A 16,669-nucleotide genomic window follows, 5' to 3' on the forward strand; every position below is an offset into this window, starting at 1 on the left:
GCTCACCCACCTGGGACGTACTGGTGCAGCTCTTGGGCTCAGGCGAGCGAGGAATCGATGCCCTTGCAGGCTTCCAGCAGTTCCTTGACCGCATCGACCGAAACCTGAAGATTGGCCTTGGCCTCATCGTCCAGTTCGATCTCGACAACCTGCTCGACACCGTCCTTGCCGATGATCACGGGAGCGCCGACATAAAGATTATCGACGCCATACTGGCCCGTCAGGTTCGCGGCGCAAGGCAGCAGGCGCTTCTGATCGAACAGATAGGCTTCAGCCATGGCAATGCCGCTGGTCGCGGGAGCGTAGAAGGCGGAACCGGTCTTGAGCAGGCCGACAATCTCGCCGCCGCCCGAACGGGTGCGCTGCACGATGGCGTCGATGCGCTCCTTGGTGGAGCGGCCCTGCTTGATAAGGTCGGGGATCGGGATACCGGCAACGGTCGAATATTGCACGACCGGCACCATGGTGTCGCCATGGCCGCCCAGCACGAAGCTGTTCACTTCCTTGACCGACACCTGGAATTCTTCGGCCAGGAAATGGCTGAAGCGCGCGGAGTCGAGGACGCCAGCCATGCCCACAACCTTGTTATGCGGCAGGCCAGAGAACTCGCGAAGCGCCCACACCATCGCGTCCAGCGGGTTGGTGATGCAGATGACGAAAGCGTTGGGGGCATTGTTCTTGATGCCCTCACCCACGGCCTTCATGACCTTGAGGTTGATACCCAGCAGATCGTCGCGGCTCATGCCCGGCTTGCGAGCGACACCGGCGGTGACGATGATGACGTCGGCGTCCTTGATGTCGGCATAGTCGTTGGTGCCGGTGATCTTGGCATCGAAGCCTTCGACCGGGCCGCACTGCGACAGGTCAAGAGCCTTGCCCTGGGGCACGCCTTCGACGACGTCGAACAGGACGATGTCGCCCAGGCCCTTCAGCGCGGCGAGATGCGCCAGTGTGCCGCCGATATTGCCAGCGCCAATGAGCGCGATCTTCTTACGGGCCATATGCAATCATCCTCCAAGCACGGAATATTGGAATTGCCCGCCCGCTTAGGCCGATAATGTTAAGGTTTCAACAGTGGATCAGCGGCACATCCAAATTATCTTTGCAATTCATTCGCAGTTGCATTAATAGCAGATCGCCCTGTTGTCGTACGTCCCTACCCTGGCGTTCGATCGTCCCGCAGCGGCCACCTGCCGGGCGCTTCCCTTCATTGGGGAAGCGTCCGGGCCATTTAGACCGTTGAAAAAAGGGGGCGTTCGTCCTCTGAAACGAGGGGCGCGCCTATTTGGGTCCGTGACCCAACGCCAGGTAATCGTCCGATTGCATTTCCATCAACCGGGACACGGTACGCTCAAATTCAAAGGCGCCATCACCTTCGGGGTAAAGCGAGGCAGGCTGTGCGTCAGCAGAGGCCAGCAGCTTCACCTTATATTCGTAAAGCGCGTCGATCAGCGTCACGAAGCGTGCGGCCTCGTTACGATTTTCGGGGCCAAGCACCGGAATGCCGACCAGGATCACGGTATGGAACCGGCGGGCAATCGCCAGATAATCGGGCGCACCCCGTGCTGCCGCACAGAGCCGTTTGAAGGAGAATACCGCGACCCCCTTCAGGCTTTTGGGCACATGCAGGGTGCGTCCGCCCTGTATTGGAATATCGTCAGAAGGAACCTTGGCGCGATCTTCGACCGGATAATCGGTCAGACGGAAAAAGGCATCAGACAGCGCCTTCGTCGCCTCCGGCCCATTGGGCGAATGCCAAAGCTGCGCATCGCCGAGGCGGTCGAGCCGGTAATCGGTAGGCCCATTGAGCGTCATCACATCGAGCCGATCCTTGATCAGGTCGATGAAGGGCAGGAAAAGCTGACGGTTAAGACCGTTTTTATAAAGCTCGTCAGGTTCGCGATTGGACGTCGTGACGATCGTGACCTGAGAGTCGAGCAGTCCTGTGAACAATCGCGACATGATCGCGGCATCAGCCATGTTGTTGACGACCATCTCGTCAAAGCACAGCAGCCGCGCTTCGTCCGCCAGGGATTGCACCACGGGCGGGATGGGATCGCCCTTTTCCGACTTCCGCGCATCCGCCAGTCGTGCGTGCACATCCAGCATGAATTCGTGGAAATGCGCCCGCTTCTTGCGCTGGATTTTCACCGTGCTGAAAAACAGGTCCATCAGCATCGACTTGCCCCGTCCAACGCCGCCCCACATGTAGAGGCCGCGCGGTGGTTCGGGCGCCTTGCGCAACAGCCGCCACAGGGTTGAGCCGCGGGGCGGAGCCGCTTCCAGTTCCTGCTGCAACAGGTCCAGACGTCGCGCCGCCCGTTCCTGATCAGGGTCGGCGCGCAACTCACCGGCCGTAACCAGTGCGCGATAGCGCTCAATTACGCTGTTCATTTCGGCATGGGCGCCTTGCGCACCGTTGCGGTCGAAGCTGCGACCAGACCATCGCCCTGATGGATCGTCATCCGCATGAACATCAGACGTCCTGTTTCACGCAGCAGTTCCACTTCGGCACGCAGCGGCGGACCGACGTCACCTGATCCACAATATTGCATGCCCAGGTCCACCGTCACGGCGGAGGCCTGTTCTGGTCGGCCCATGGCAGCCAACCCGGCGAAATAAGCATGATCGGCAAATCCCGCGAGAAAACCGCCATGCAGCGCACCCATGCGGTTGGCATGATAGGGCCGGGTTTCCAGCATCACCGTCGCGCGGCCTTCGCCATCGCTACGTGAATAGCTGGGACCGATGCAGGTATCCAGAAAGGTTCCCTGCATCGGATCGGTCCAGACGAGCCACCCAGCCCAAGGGCCGTCCGGCACCCGGCTTACAGGTCCAGCATCGCCGCTCACCGCATCAAAGCTGCCGTTCGACCATCATCTTCTTGGTCTCCGCGATCGCCTTGGCGGGGCTGAGGCCCTTGGGGCAAACGTTCGCGCAGTTCATGATGGTGTGGCAGCGATAGAGGCGGAACGGATCTTCCAGCTCATCCAGACGCTCACCGGTATATTCGTCACGGCTGTCCGCCAGCCAGCGATAGGCCTGGAGCAGGATAGCGGGACCGAGAAACTTGTCGGAATTCCACCAGTAGCTGGGGCAACTGGTCGAACAGCAGGCGCACAGGATGCACTCATACAGTCCGTCCAGCTTTTCACGGTCGGCGGGCGACTGAAGCCGCTCCTTGCCGCTTGGCGGGGGCGTGACAGTTTGCAGCCACGGCTTGATCGAGCTGTACTGCGCATAGAAATGGGTGAAATCGGGAACAAGGTCCTTGATCACGTCCATGTGCGGCAGCGGCGTGATGCGGACTTCCTTGCCCGCGCACTCGTCAATGGCGGTGGTGCAGGCCAGACCGTTCTTGCCGTTCATGTTCATGGAACAGGAACCACAGATGCCTTCGCGGCAGGAACGGCGGAAGGTCAGCGTCGGATCATATTCATTCTTGATCTTGAGCAATGCGTCCAGAACCATTGGCCCACAAGTGTCGAGGTCGATGTCGAACGTGTCGTAGCGCGGATTCTGCCCCGAGTCGGGATCGTAGCGATAGACCTTGAAGCTCCTGACGTTGCTCGCGCCGTCAGGTGCTTTATGAGCGACGCCCTTACCGGAAATCTTGCTGTTCTTGGGCAGAGAGAATTCGGCCATGGGTTTACGATGTCCTCCATCCGCGCCGATAGTCGTTCGGCTCACGCAGGCGAAGCCCTTAGCGACTGATTACGACCTTTACCACCCATCAAAGGGCAAAAGCGAAACAGCCGGTCCACGAACCTTGAAGGCGACAGTGATGGGGATCAGTCGCGCCTTTCGGCCAATATCCGTTCAATCAGGATCACATCGTCGACCTTGTCGGCGTCGATACAGGCTTCAGCCCGCGCCATGGCAACCAGCCGCGCGGCAAGCCCAAAGCGTCGTCCTACCCGTGCGATCCCCCCGCGCAGGGGCAGGATACGCAGCAAGGCCCCCAGCAGCGCGACAGGGCCAAAGGCAGACAATATCTTCCACCCTTTCTTCCGGTCCTGTTCGACTTCCTGCCATAGCGCCAGGACTGGCCGCACCTGCGGACCGCCAAACCAAAAGAGGTTAGCGCCCGACCACCAGCCGTCACGAAATTTGAGCCAGGTCCTGCGGGATGCGGGATAGCGGGCAAGCAAGGTCGCGCGTTCAACCATAGCGACGGCGAGGTCCGCCCCCTTCGCTTCCCCCACAAACTGGTCCAGCATGTCGGAATCCAGCAGGACATGATCCGCCGTCGTGACCAGCAGCGGAAAAGTCATGCCGGGTCGGTCGATCAGCGTCATCAGGGTGGAAGCAATTCCTGCGCCGCTCGTTTCGAACATCGTCTTGGGATGCGAAGCGATCCAGGCCGTTGCTGGATGGTCGGTCAGCAGGTCCGGCGTCTGCGTGAGGATCAGCAGCTTACCGACCGCAGGATGGGACAGCAATGCCCGCGCGGGGTAGTTGATCATCGGCTCACCCGCCACGGGCGCCAGAGGCTTTATCGCGACCCCTGCTGCCTGAGCCAATGGATCGGTGCCGGGACGTGATCCGGCAAGCAAAATGGCGACGATATCAGTCATGCGGGCCGCCTAGCGAAGCCTTCGCAAGACGGGAAGCGGTTAATTGGCGAGTGCGACCGGCGACAAAACCGACCGGTTATTCTGGGCCAGCTGCGTCGGCAATCCGACACGCAGGCCTTTAAGCTGGGCCAGCCGCGCGCGGAACGCCGCCAGCTCGCGGCCTTCCAATTGCGCCGTGGTGGTGAACTTGACCGACAGCGGATTGATCGTGCGGCCATTGCGGTAAAGCTCGTAATGCAGATGGGGTCCGGTCGACAGGCCGCTGGAACCGACATAGCCGATCACCTGTCCCTGCCGCACCCGCTGACCAGATCGTGCGGCGATGCGGCTCATATGCGCATAGCCGGTGGCAAGGCCATGACCATGGTCCAGCCGCACATAATTGCCATGGCCGCCATGACGCCCCGAATAAGACACAACCCCGTCGGTAGCAGCATAGATGGGCGATCCGTAACGTGCGGCAAAGTCGATGCCGGCATGCATGCGGGTGTAACCCAATATCGGGTGACGGCGCATACCGTAGCCTGACGACATGCGGCCAGAGACAGGGGCCGAGAGCACGCCCCGTCGTTGACCGACGCCGGATGCTTCAAACCACCGGCTGCGCCCTTCGCTCGTCCATTTGAGCATGTTGATGCCGCGACCGTTGGACCGGCTTAGTCCGGCGAACAGCAGGTCGCCTACTTCGGCCTCGCCTGTTTCGGCGCGGCTATATTCTGTGATGATGTCATACCGGTCGCCAGCGTGGACCGACCCCAGATCGACCTGCTGCGCGATGACACGCAGGAATGATTGGATCGCTTTGGGAGGCGCACCCGCGGCGCGCGCGGATTGGTAAATGCTGTCGCCGATCACCCCCTGGATGCGCAAAGGCGTGCGATCCACATGGATGGGAGTGCGCTTGACCTGTAAAACGTTCCCCGTTCGATTGACCTCCAGCGCCAGGTCGAGCCTGGCCCGGAAGGCGAGATGATCCAACGGTCGGGGCATGTTGCGGCTGGCGCGACGACCAAGGATGATGTCCAGCGGGGTGCCCGGTTTAATGCCTGACGCTATGTCGCTGCCAACCAGGTTCATCACGGCGGCGGCATCACGACTGCTCACGCCAGCTCGAGCGAGAGCCCGGCCCAGCGAATCGCTACCGCCAATCTGGGCGCGCAATTCGATTTGCGGGCGCTCTGGCGTGTCACGAAGCGGCTGCACCGCATCGGTCGGACCCATGCGCCGTCCGCTATCCGCGCCCAGCGCCAAGGGCGTGATCATCTGGCTGCGCACTTCATCAAACTGGGATTGCGCCAGTAACGGCTGCGGTTCACCGGGCAGCGCTTGAAAACCGGGGGAAAGATAGAGGGCGGATGCGCACAGCCCGAAACAGGTCGCCAGACCTCTGAACCAAGTGGCGCTGCCTACCCGCTGGCCAAGGTCGGGGACCAGTTCCACATCCTCTGCCCAATCGCGCAGACGAACGCGCCAGTCGCGCTGCCCCTGAGCAGGGACACCACCCTTTCCGATGGCATCCAGCAACCACAGGGACGCCGATGCGCCGCCCTGCTGAGGACCTGACTGGCTACCATAAAACACGTCTGAAAGGCCCCCCGAGGGCTTGCAACCCGCACGACCCCCGTCGCGCGTTCATGAAGGTTGTTGTGAAGGCATAGGGTTAAAGTCAAATAAAGATGCGTTTTTCCTGACCATTTGCGCGACGAAACGTGCCACTGGTTCGTTCAACGGCAGGCAGCATAGCAGAAGGATGTCACGCCGCCGGTTTCCCCCTTGCCCTTACACACGCCCTCCCCGACATAGAGAAACATGGCCCATTTCGCGCGATCGCCTGTCACAGCCGTGCTGGGTCCCACCAATACTGGCAAGACGCATCTGGCGGTCGAACGCATGTGCGGCCATTCCAGCGGCATGATGGGCTTTCCGCTGCGCCTGTTGGCTCGCGAAGTCTATGATCGGGTGGTCGCGATAAAGGGTCCTCATCAAGTGGCGCTGATCACGGGTGAGGAAAAGATCGTGCCGCAGGGCGCGCTTTATTATCTCTGCACTGCCGAATCGATGCCGGTCGATGGCGACTTCGCCTTCGTTGCCCTGGATGAAGCGCAGTTGGGTGCAGACCCCGAACGTGGCCATGTTTTCACTGACCGGATGCTGCGCGCGCGGGGCCGGGAGGAAACGATGATCCTGGGATCGGCCAGCATCAGCCGGGTGGTCCGGTCACTGGTGCCAGACGCCGAAATCGTCAGCCGCCCGCGCTTTTCCACCCTTTCCTATTCTGGAGCCAAAAAGCTGTCCCGCCTGCCCCGGCGGTCGGCGATCGTCGCTTTTTCCGCCGAAGAAGTCTATGCCGTGGCAGAAATGCTGCGCAGGTTCCGGGGTGGCGCGGCAGTCGTCATGGGGGCGCTGTCCCCCCGCACCCGTAATGCCCAGGTCCAGATGTTCCTGAACGGAGAGGTCGATTATCTGGTCGCCACTGACGCGATCGGCATGGGGCTGAACCTGGATGTCGCCCACGTCGCCTTCGCGTCACTGCGAAAGTTCGACGGACGACGCACCCGGCGGCTGACGGTGTCGGAAATGGCGCAAATCGCCGGGCGCGCAGGCCGCCATCATCAGGACGGCAGCTTTGGCAGCCTGGGCCATGAAGATGGTGACGCCGCCTTCACGCCAGAGGAAATCGAATCGATCGAGGCGCACCGTTTCCCGGCCATCGACCGGCTGTATTGGCGCGACGGCACGCCGGGCATGGACAGTGTCCGCCACCTGATCGCCGACCTGGAGGCGCGGCCAGACCGGCCGGAACTTGCCGCCGCGCCCGAGGCGGTTGACCTTTCCGTGCTGAAAAGACTGGCCGACGATCCGCTGGTCTGCGAACGCGCGAAGGGCAAGAAACAGGTCGAACGGCTGTGGGCCGCTTGCGGTATTCCAGACTTCCAGAAGCTGGGCGCGGACCATCATGCCCGCAGCGTCAACCGCATCTGGCGTTTCCTGTCCGAAGGCCATGGGCATATCCCGCGCGACTGGTTCGCACAGCAGATCGCCAGGCTCGATTCGGTTCAGGGCGATATCGACACATTATCGGGCCGGATCGCCGCGGCGCGCACATGGTCCTATATAGCGCATCGCGCCGATTGGCTGGCCCATCCCGCCGAAATGGCCGAACGGACCCGTGAGCTGGAGGAAAAGCTGTCAGACGCGCTTCACGCCGCGCTGATGCAACGTTTTGTGGACCGCCGCACCGCCGTCCTGCTGCGCGACATCGGGCAGAATGCCAGCACTCTGCCCGTCGAAATCGACCCGGACGGGACAGTCTGCGTCGATGGTGAGACCATCGGGCGACTTGACGGATTTCGTTTCTCGGTTGATCCGGCTACGCGGCATCAAGACAGAAAGATGTTGCTGGCGGCGGCTGAGCGCCGCCTTGGAAGGATATTGCGAGTGAAGGCTGACGAATTGCTGGGCGCGCCCGATACCGATTTTGCGCTCATGGACGAATCAGGACAGGCGCCAGGCATTTCGTGGCAGGGCAACATCGTTGCTACACTGCTGCCCGGTTCTTCGTTGCTGGCGCCCGAAATGCGGCTTGATCGCGCGCTTCTGACGTTGGGTCAGGACATGCAGAAGCAGGTGATCACGCGTCTTTCGACATGGTTCGACAGCCAGAAGGAAAAGCATCTCCTACCACTCGTGAAGATGGTGGCCAGTTCCTCCGAGCCGGACGTTCCCGCGGTCGTGCGCGCAGTATTTGCCCAGCTGGCGGATGCGGGCGGGATCATTGCGCGCACCGATCTCGATTCGGCGCTGGGACATCTGGACAAGGAGCAGCGGCATCTGCTTCGCCGTGCGGGCATCGATATCGGCGTGCTCGACATTTATCATCCCGGCCTGCTGAAGCCCGGAGCGGCCCGGTGGCGCGCAGCTTTGCTGGCGACCAGACTGGGTAAACCGTGCCTTCCGCTGCCGCAGCCGGGCCTCACCCTCATCAAGGCGGGCGAGAAATCTGAGCAGATGGGCGCGCGCATCGCCGGTTTCCGTGGCTTTGGAGAACAGATGTTGCGCATCGACATGGCCGAACGCATGGCCCGGACCGCGCATGAGATCATAGCAAAAGGCGAAGCTTTCACCGCCCAAAGTCCCCAGATTGTCTCTCTGGGGCTGGATGAGGCGTCATTCCTGCAATTGATGCGCCTTTCCGGCTTCCGACCGGTGGAAGCTCCGGCAGAAGGCGGAGCGAACTGGGCATTCCGTGGGCGGCAGAAGGCGCGTTCCGACCAGCAGCAGCCGCGCGGCCAGGGGAAACGCGCCGCACCCGGTCGAGGCGGGTCCGCTCGCCCTGCTCCCGCATCGTCAGCTGCGCCCCTGGGCAACCACGCCTTCGCGGGGCTTGCCGACCTGCTCGGTCGCAATGGCTGACGCGTCGGCACCTGGAGGCCATGGCCCCAGCCTGCGCATCGACAAGTTCCTCTGGTTCGCCCGGCTGGCGCAAAGCCGGTCGGTTGCCCAGAAGCTGGCAGAAGATGGCCATATCCGCCTGAATGGTCGCCGTGTCGAGCGCGCTCATGCCCCGGTTCGCACTGGCGACCTCATCACTTTTCCTCACCCCAGCGGGGTGCGGGTCGTCCGCATTATCCAGTTGCCCGGTCGACGCGGCCCCGCTCCTGAAGCACAATGCTGTTACGAGGAACTGAAGCTGGGCGATTAGACAGGCAAAAATATCCTCATTGACCTTCGCGCGCGCCGGGCATAGCAGGGCCGCCGCTGTCCAATCCCTATTGAGTGCTGACCCATGACCTATGTCGTGACCGACAATTGCATCCGCTGCAAATATATGGATTGCGTTGAGGTGTGTCCCGTGGACTGTTTCTACGAGGGCGAGAACATGTTGGTCATCAATCCCAACGAATGCATTGATTGCGGCGTTTGCGAACCGGAATGTCCCGCTGAAGCGATCCTGCCGGATACGGAAAACGGCCTGGAAAAATGGCTGGAACTCAACACAAAATTTTCCGCCGAATGGCCCAACATCACCGTCAAGGGCGAGGCCCCGGCCGATGCCGACGCCATGAAGGGCGTGGAAAACAAGCTGGAACAGTTCTTCTCACCGGAACCAGGTTCGGGCGACTGACGGCGCGTGGCGGGCGCTGACGCAGCGATGGATTGCCTGCCGCGCCTTCCTTAACCCAACATCTAAAAACTAGGCATTGCGCATCATTCTGTCCTCCGCCGCTCGATATTGTGGCGGGGGGTGGAATTTTTGTTACGAATCTGCTAAAAGAACGGTGAAAGACGGATAGGTCGCATCCGTTCTGGAGAATTCGCCTCATGTCCTCACGGTAATGCCGTGGGCCTTTCCCTGTGCCGCACTTTGCGCAACTGGTCCAAACGGTCGCCGTCTCCGCTCAATTAGAAAGGTTGCAAATGGCTGCCAAAGCGCTGTCCTTTGATGTTGGTGATTATGTTGTTTATCCCAAGCATGGCGTTGGCCGTGTGGTGGAGCTTCAGAAGGAGCAGATCGCGGGCATGGAGCTTGAGCTTTATGTCCTGCGCTTCGAAAAGGAACGCATGACCCTTCGCGTGCCTACCAATAAGGCGGAAGGGGTCGGCATGCGCAAGCTGTCGTCAAACAAGACCCTGGAAGAAGCAATCGAAACGCTCAAGGGCAAGCCCAAGGTAAAGCGTACCATGTGGTCGCGCCGTGCCCAGGAATATGAAGCGAAGATCAATTCGGGCGACCTCGTGTCGATCGCCGAAGTCACGCGCGACCTGTTCCGGGCTGATGATCAGCCTGAACAGAGCTATTCCGAGCGTCAGATTTTCGAAGCCGCTTCCAGCCGTCTGGCACGCGAACTCGCCGCCATGGAAGAGACGGATGAACCCAGCGCTCTCAAGAAAATCCTGCGGATTCTGAACGAAGCCGCACCCAAATATGTGAAGGTGGAAGCCTGAACAATCTTGGCTGAGCCTTTAGCGGCCCACTGAACAAGGAAAGAGCGCCTCAACGGGCGCTCTTTTTTGTGGGGTGACCTTCCTCAACCGGGGCCTCGCTGAGCGACCAAAATGGTTCAGCCCTTCGGCTCCACCGAGACAAATGCGCCCCTGGCGCGGTCCTTCACCACATTGTCAGCCCGGAAAACCGATCCGCTCATGGTGATGTAGACGCCGGGCGCGGCGGTCTGGACCGTGGCGAACGCCATGCCCAGATTAAAGCTGGCGTCGCTCTCACCAAAACGCGCGGGCGCCAGTGCGCCCACCAAAACGATCGTCTTGCCGCCAATTGCGCTCAGCAGCTTGGCCGTATCCGTCATCGTGTCGGTGCCATGGGTAATGATGATATGGCTTTCGGGAGCAGCGGCCACCCGGTCGCGAATGTCAGCCCGATCCACATCATCCAGTTCAAGGCTATCCTTTCGAACGACCTCCTCAATGCGGAACGGACGTTTCACCCGCGCTATGTCCAACAGCTTGGCCATGACGGTCTCCCCCACCTGATAATCCGACAGGGCGTCGAAATAGATTTTGTCGATCGTACCACCCGTGGTCAGGATCAGGATGGGTGTATCGGCAGGCAGCATAGGAAGGCTCCGCACGGAAAGAGATCGGCAGCATCAATAAGCGGCGCTGCGATCATACCACTGACCTAACCGCCCCGCGCAATTTCTTCGCCCCGGTCCCGCGCAGCGGTCAAGGTGTCAATCATCAGGTTGAGCAGCCTGTCATCGGCATCCAGAACATTCAGTCCCTGCCGCGTCATGCCGCCCGGACTCGCCACGCGGTCGGCGAGCACGCCTGGGCTGTCCGTAGCCTGTTTCGCCAAGTCAGCCGATCCGCAGACGGTGGCCAGCGCCATGCGGGACGACTGCTCAGCCGACAGACCAATGGCCTCCCCCGCCCGCGCGAAGGCATCGATGAAGCGGAACAGGAAAGCCGGGCCACAGCCCGACAGGGCCGTAACCTCATTGAACTGGCCTTCATCCAATATTCGCTCAGCCAGCCCCAGCGGGGCCATAAGAGCTTCAACAGCGTCATAGGCCGCCGTCGAGGTCACATCGTCATCACATAGCCCGATCACGCCGCCACCAATGCCCACCGGTAGATTAGGCATAGCGCGAATGATGTCACGTACCGCCGGAAAATGGCGGCGCAGATCTGCGATTGGCGTACCGGCCAGGATCGACACAAGACAGATGTCGGCATTGCAAATTGGCGCCAATGACGCCGCCACATCCGCCAGCTGGTAAGGCTTCATGCCCAACAATAGGGTCGATCCGGCAGGGAGAGCATCAGGATATTCCGTCACCACCCGAACGCCGTTCCCCACGGCACGTCCACTGGGGCGCAGGACTGTCACCTTCGCCGGGTCAAGTCCACATGCAAGCCAGCGGGCAAGCATCTGCCCGGCCATATTGCCGCAACCGACAAGGAAAAGATGAGCGGGCCAGGCGATAGACATCCAGAATCAGGCCTCGCCGCGCGTTTCGATCAGGCTGGCGGAAATCGCCTCTGCGGGCGTCTTGCCGCCCCACAGCACGAACTGGAACACCGGGTAGATGCGTTCGCATTCATCAATTGCGGTTTCGACCAGAAGTTGCGCCTGATCCAGGGTCAGCGTGCCACCCGCGCCAAGCAGCGCACCATGGCGGAATAATATGATCCCGCTCGACGACCACAATTCAAAATGGCCGAGCCAAAGCTGTTCGTTGATCAGTCCCAATGTTTCGTAAATCGCGGGTCGCTTTTCATCGCTCACCCTGATGTCAGGCAACGCGAGCAGTTGCAGCACCTGATCTTCGTCCCGCCAAATTCCGCGCAATTCATATTGCGCCCAGGACCCCTGGGTACTCGCGACGATCTCATCCTCACCGACCTGTTCGAAGCTCCATCCATGCGCTTCGAAATAGGCGGCCAGCATGTCGATCGGTGCGGCTTCCTGGCCGCCATTTTCATATTCGTCGCTGTCCATCATCGGCTGGCCTTAGAGCATTTCCCGATCAGGAGGAAACCAATCGAATCGGGAAAATGCTCGAAACCCGTGGATCGTTGCAGAAATCGAATGGACAGATGGAGGCAGCCCTTACGGGGCGTCGGCCGATTTCCCCTTCGATGGCCGAACCGTCTTGGTGACTGGCTCAGCCGCCCGACCTTCCAACGCATCGATTCGCGCTTTGAGCAGTTCCACCTCTTCGCGCGCCGCGGCTGCCATCGCCTTTACCGCATCAAATTCGTCGCGGCTGACGAAATCCACGCCGCCAATCCATTGTTTGGCTTTTTCCCGCGCGTTGGTCTCGAATTCGCGGCTCATGCCAGCAACTGTCCCGGCGGCGCCGTTCACCAGCTTGGCAAGGTCGTCGAAAAAGCGGTTTTCGCTCTGCATGGGTCCTATATCCTGTCTTTAACGCGGCAAAGCGCCGTTGACCTATATCTGGGCCTTGAGCGCGGGCGCGACAAGGGTCTCAGCCTGAGGATTAAGCCGCCCGATCTCATAATTAAGCACCGAAGCAAAGGCCAGCCAGGCAAGATAGGGCAGCAATAGCAGCCCCGCCGCGGGCCTGATCCTCCAGAAAAGCAAAGTGGTCGCAGCCACGGTAGCGATCAGCAGCAGGATCAGGATGAAGGCATTATCGACCTGATGCGCGCGAAAGAAAAGCGGCGACCAGAGCAGGTTCATCACCAGTTGAGCGAGAAAGAGCAGGATGGCGATCCCCCGCCCCCGTGATCCCCGCGCATGAATGATCATCGCAAGCGCCAGGCCCATGAGGATATAAAGGATGGTCCAGGCGGCACCGAACGCCCAGCCCGGCGGCATGAAAGCGGGCTTTTCCAGCGCATCGAACCAGCGGTTGCCATAGCCGCTATTGGCGATCCTGCCCGATAGAAAGCCCAAGAATAGAATAGCGGGAACGGTGACCAGCGCCCAGCGCAGATAGTCAAGTCTTAGCTGACCGGGGGACGCGATCTCGTTCATCGGCAGGCCACTCCACTAATCGTCACTCGCGGCTTGGGGCGAATCCTTCAGTGCCGAGTCAAGCCGCCTGCCCACGGTTTGCGGTGAAACGGTTCGCCCCGCAACCCGCGAATAGAGGATGGGGATCAGGAACAGCGTGATCAGCGTCGCCAGCGACACACCAGATACCACCACGACACCGATCGACTGACGCGCAGCCGCGCCGGCCCCGCCGCGGATGACCAGGGGAAGCGCCCCGACCACCGTTGCGATCGACGTCATCAGGATGGGGCGCAGGCGGCGCGCCGCTGCCTGCCTGATGGCTTGCCCGATTTCCTGCCCTTCGTCGCGCAGTTGGTTGGCGAACTCGACGATCAGAATGCCGTTCTTGGCTGCCAGACCTACCAGCATGACAATGCCGATTTGACTATAAAGGTTGATCGACCCGCCACTTAGCGCCAGCCCCAGCACGCCACCTGCCACCGCCAGCGGAACCGTGGCGATGATGACGCCGGGATGGACGAAGCTTTCGAACTGGGCGGCAAGCAACAAATATACGATCAGGATCGTCAGCCCGAACACCAACCAGATTGACCCGCCTGTTTCCTGTAACGATTGGCTTTCACCGCGATAGCCAATGGCGAGTATTTCGGGCGACTGGCGCGCTTGATCCTCAAGATAGGTGAGCGCTTCACCCAGAGAATAGCCGGGCGCAAGCCCCGCCGACAAGGTGATGGCCCTCAATTTATTATAGCGGTTGAGCTGGCGCGGCCCGGCGACTTCGCTCACCGTCACCACCGCCGACAGCGGCACCAGCGCGCCCGTGCGGCTGCGCACCTGAATACGTTCCAGGTCGGCAAGGGTCTGCCGCCCTTCCTTTTCCGCCTGGATCAGCACGCGATATTCCTCGCCGCGATCGACGTAAGTGGTGACCCGGCGCGAACCGAGCAGGGTTTGTAGCGCTTGACTGATGTCGTTTGCCGATATGCCCAAATCCCCCGCGCGCTGTTGGTCCATCTCCACCCGCATCTGTGGCTTGGTTTCCTTGAAGTCGCTGTCGAGGTTGATCAACCCAGGATTGCTCGCGGCCGCCGCCATGATCCGGTCACGGGCGGCGACCAGCCCTTCATAGGTCGATCCGGTGAGCACGACATTCACCGGCAAGCCCCTGCCACGTCCAAGCCCGGAACGGGGCGCGACATTGCCGCGCACGCCAGGTTGATTCGCGATGGCCTTGTTGATCGCATCGGCGACCTCGGCGGTCGTAACCGTCCGCTCCTCCCATGGCCGCAGGAACGCGATGATATTGCCGCTGTTGAAATCGTCACTGGATCCGAAGCCGCCCGGCGTGCGCGTAATCAGCACTTTCAGCTGACCGTCTTTCAGCAACGGTGCCAAATCATCCTCCAGCCCGCGCATATAGGCCTGCATCCGGTCGAAACCCGTTCCTTCGGGAGCGGTGATCTGGCCGTCCGCGACGCCTGTGTCTTCGGCTGGCGCCAGTTCGTTGGGCAATGTCATGAACACTGCGCCCGCGGCGCCCAGGAACACAGCGAGAGCGATCAGCGCGACAAAAGGCCGCCGAAGCGCTTTGTCGAGCAGTCGGGAATAAGCCCGTTCGAGCGACTGAAAACGATCGTCCACCCATTTGGCCAGCCGCCCGCGCTCACTGTGTCGCAGCAGTTTTGAACAGAGCATCGGGGCAAGGCTGAGTGAGATGAAACCTGAAAAGGCGATGGCCGCGATCATTGCAATCGCCAGTTCACGGAACAAGAGGCCGGTCTGCCCGGCCAGGAACATCACGGGCACGAACACCGCGCAGACCACCAACGTCGTCGAGATAATCGCAAAGCCCACCTGCCGAGTGCCGAGATACGCGGCGACCAATGGGTCTTCCCCCTGTTCGATCCGGTGATAGACATTTTCCAGGACGACGATGGCGTCATCGACGACAAGACCGATGGCAAGGACGAACGCCAGCAAGGTCAGCAGATTGATCGACAGGCCAGCCAGCCACAGCACTGCGCACGTAGCGAGAAGGCAGATCGGCACCGTGACCGACGGAATGATGGTCGCCCGCATCGACCCCAGGAACAGGAAGATGACGAGGATCACCAGAATCGCGGCTTCCAACAGCGTATCGTAGACATTCTCGATGGCCCGGCTGATGAACAGCGACTCATCCGAACCGATGTTCACCACCATCCCTTCTGGCAGGTCGGGACGGATCTGTTCGATCAATGCCTTGGCCCGGTCGGCGACATCCAGCGTGTTCGCGCCCGACTGGCGAACGATCCCCAAGCCCACCGCCGTGGCTTGGTTGGCACGGAAGGACACATAGGGATTTTCCGGCCCCTCCTCTATCCGCGCCATGTCGCCCAATTTCACCTGATAGCCGTCAGTGCCCCGGCCGACGACGAGCTGCGCAAATTGATCGGGCGTCGAAAAGGCGCGCTCGACACGCAGCGTCTGATTCTGGTCCTTCGATTCAAAACGACCGGCGGGCAGTTCCACATTCTGGGCACGCAGGGCGGATTCGATGTCGGCAGGCGTTAGCGAAAAAGCGGCAAGCCTTTCCGCATTCAGCCAGATACGGGTCGCGGGTCGCTGGTCGCCGCCGCCGTTCACGCGCGCCACTCCGTTGATGGCGGCAAAACGGTCAACGATGTTGCGGTCGAGATAATCGGCAATCTGGACCGGGGACCATCCGGGCCTGCTGAAGGTAATGTACATGATCGGCCGCGCATCGGCGTCGACCTTGCGAATTTCGGGCGCGATCGCGTCTTCCGGCAAATCTTCGATCACCGCGCCGACCCGGTCGCGCACGTCGTTGGCGGAGGAATCTATGTCGCGGGACGGATCGAATTCGATGCTGATCGTCGACGTGCCATCACGCGACGCAGAGGTTATGTTGCGGATGCCCTGAACGCCGGCGACCGAATCCTCCAATATCTGGGTGATGCGGGTTTCGACGACCGACGCCGCCGCGCCCGTATAGGTGGTCTCCACCGACACGATGGGTGGATCGGTATCGGGATATTCACGAACCGACAGGCTGATATAACCAACGATGCCCACGATGCACATCAGCACGGCGATCACCGCCGCAAAGACCGGGCGGCGAACGGACAGGTCGGACAATTGCATCGGC

Annotated in this window: 16 protein-coding genes; 4 read left to right on the forward strand and 12 right to left on the reverse strand. The window is 61.0% G+C overall.

Annotated features, from left to right (window positions below; all coding sequences use genetic code 11):
• Window positions 1–38 precede the first annotated feature (38 nt).
• From mdh to ACI3KQ_RS00765, 6 genes are all read right to left on the reverse strand, one after another.
• Window positions 39–1,001: a malate dehydrogenase gene (mdh, locus tag ACI3KQ_RS00740; RefSeq protein ID WP_404953791.1), complete on the reverse strand. Its 963-nt coding sequence runs from the start codon at window positions 999–1,001 to the stop codon at window positions 39–41.
• A gap of 280 nt (window positions 1,002–1,281) precedes the next feature.
• Entirely contained in the window at window positions 1,282–2,394 is a 1,113-nt protein-coding gene (zapE, locus tag ACI3KQ_RS00745; protein WP_404953793.1) for a cell division protein ZapE, read from the reverse strand.
• A complete protein-coding gene (locus ACI3KQ_RS00750) occupies window positions 2,391–2,777 on the reverse strand; it encodes a PaaI family thioesterase (protein WP_404953795.1) in 387 nt (128 codons plus the stop codon). Before ACI3KQ_RS00750 ends, zapE begins: the two co-directional genes overlap by 4 nt.
• Before the next feature lie 79 nt (window positions 2,778–2,856).
• On the reverse strand, window positions 2,857–3,645 hold the full coding sequence (locus ACI3KQ_RS00755; RefSeq protein WP_404953797.1) for a succinate dehydrogenase iron-sulfur subunit: 789 nt from the start codon (window positions 3,643–3,645) through the stop codon (window positions 2,857–2,859).
• 146 nt (window positions 3,646–3,791) lie between these two features.
• Window positions 3,792–4,577: an NTP transferase domain-containing protein gene (locus tag ACI3KQ_RS00760; protein ID WP_404953799.1), complete on the reverse strand. Its 786-nt coding sequence runs from the start codon at window positions 4,575–4,577 to the stop codon at window positions 3,792–3,794.
• Window positions 4,578–4,616: 39 nt separating this feature from the next.
• Entirely contained in the window at window positions 4,617–6,158 is a 1,542-nt protein-coding gene (locus ACI3KQ_RS00765; RefSeq protein ID WP_404953801.1) for a M23 family metallopeptidase, read from the reverse strand.
• Between the two features lie 228 nt (window positions 6,159–6,386).
• Here ACI3KQ_RS00765 and ACI3KQ_RS00770 point away from each other — a divergent pair, with 228 nt between their 5' ends.
• The 4 genes from ACI3KQ_RS00770 to ACI3KQ_RS00785 all read left to right on the forward strand — a co-directional run bounded on the left by ACI3KQ_RS00770 (window position 6,387) and on the right by ACI3KQ_RS00785 (window position 10,523).
• Window positions 6,387–8,990 carry a helicase-related protein gene (locus ACI3KQ_RS00770; protein WP_404953803.1) on the forward strand — a complete coding sequence of 868 codons (2,604 nt, stop codon included), beginning with the start codon at window positions 6,387–6,389 and terminating at the stop codon, window positions 8,988–8,990.
• Window positions 8,983–9,279, forward strand: coding sequence for an RNA-binding S4 domain-containing protein (locus ACI3KQ_RS00775; protein WP_404953805.1), 297 nt, complete (start codon window positions 8,983–8,985; stop codon window positions 9,277–9,279). Before ACI3KQ_RS00770 ends, ACI3KQ_RS00775 begins: the two co-directional genes overlap by 8 nt.
• An 84-nt stretch (window positions 9,280–9,363) precedes the next feature.
• Window positions 9,364–9,702, forward strand: coding sequence for a ferredoxin FdxA (gene fdxA / locus ACI3KQ_RS00780; RefSeq protein WP_404953807.1), 339 nt, complete (start codon window positions 9,364–9,366; stop codon window positions 9,700–9,702).
• A gap of 293 nt (window positions 9,703–9,995) precedes the next feature.
• Entirely contained in the window at window positions 9,996–10,523 is a 528-nt protein-coding gene (locus ACI3KQ_RS00785; RefSeq protein ID WP_167303551.1) for a CarD family transcriptional regulator, read from the forward strand.
• Window positions 10,524–10,639: 116 nt separating this feature from the next.
• Here ACI3KQ_RS00785 and ACI3KQ_RS00790 read toward each other — a convergent pair whose 3' ends face one another.
• The 6 genes from ACI3KQ_RS00790 to ACI3KQ_RS00815 form a co-directional block, all read right to left on the reverse strand.
• On the reverse strand, window positions 10,640–11,149 hold the full coding sequence (locus ACI3KQ_RS00790; protein ID WP_404953809.1) for an asparaginase domain-containing protein: 510 nt from the start codon (window positions 11,147–11,149) through the stop codon (window positions 10,640–10,642).
• A 65-nt stretch (window positions 11,150–11,214) separates the two neighbouring features.
• Window positions 11,215–12,027, reverse strand: a complete 813-nt coding sequence (locus ACI3KQ_RS00795; protein WP_404953811.1) for a pyrroline-5-carboxylate reductase family protein — start codon at window positions 12,025–12,027, stop codon at window positions 11,215–11,217.
• Window positions 12,028–12,033: 6 nt separating this feature from the next.
• Entirely contained in the window at window positions 12,034–12,540 is a 507-nt protein-coding gene (locus ACI3KQ_RS00800) for a YbjN domain-containing protein (protein ID WP_404953813.1), read from the reverse strand.
• 108 nt (window positions 12,541–12,648) lie between these two features.
• Entirely contained in the window at window positions 12,649–12,948 is a 300-nt protein-coding gene (locus tag ACI3KQ_RS00805; protein ID WP_404953815.1) for an accessory factor UbiK family protein, read from the reverse strand.
• Window positions 12,949–12,990: 42 nt separating this feature from the next.
• Window positions 12,991–13,539: a TspO/MBR family protein gene (locus tag ACI3KQ_RS00810; RefSeq protein WP_404953817.1), complete on the reverse strand. Its 549-nt coding sequence runs from the start codon at window positions 13,537–13,539 to the stop codon at window positions 12,991–12,993.
• Window positions 13,540–13,554: 15 nt separating this feature from the next.
• A complete protein-coding gene (locus tag ACI3KQ_RS00815) occupies window positions 13,555–16,665 on the reverse strand; it encodes an efflux RND transporter permease subunit (protein ID WP_404953819.1) in 3,111 nt (1,036 codons plus the stop codon).
• Window positions 16,666–16,669: the final 4 nt, after the last annotated feature.

The organism is Sphingobium sp. ZW T5_29, assembly GCF_044987515.1.
Classification (GTDB): domain Bacteria; phylum Pseudomonadota; class Alphaproteobacteria; order Sphingomonadales; family Sphingomonadaceae; genus Sphingobium.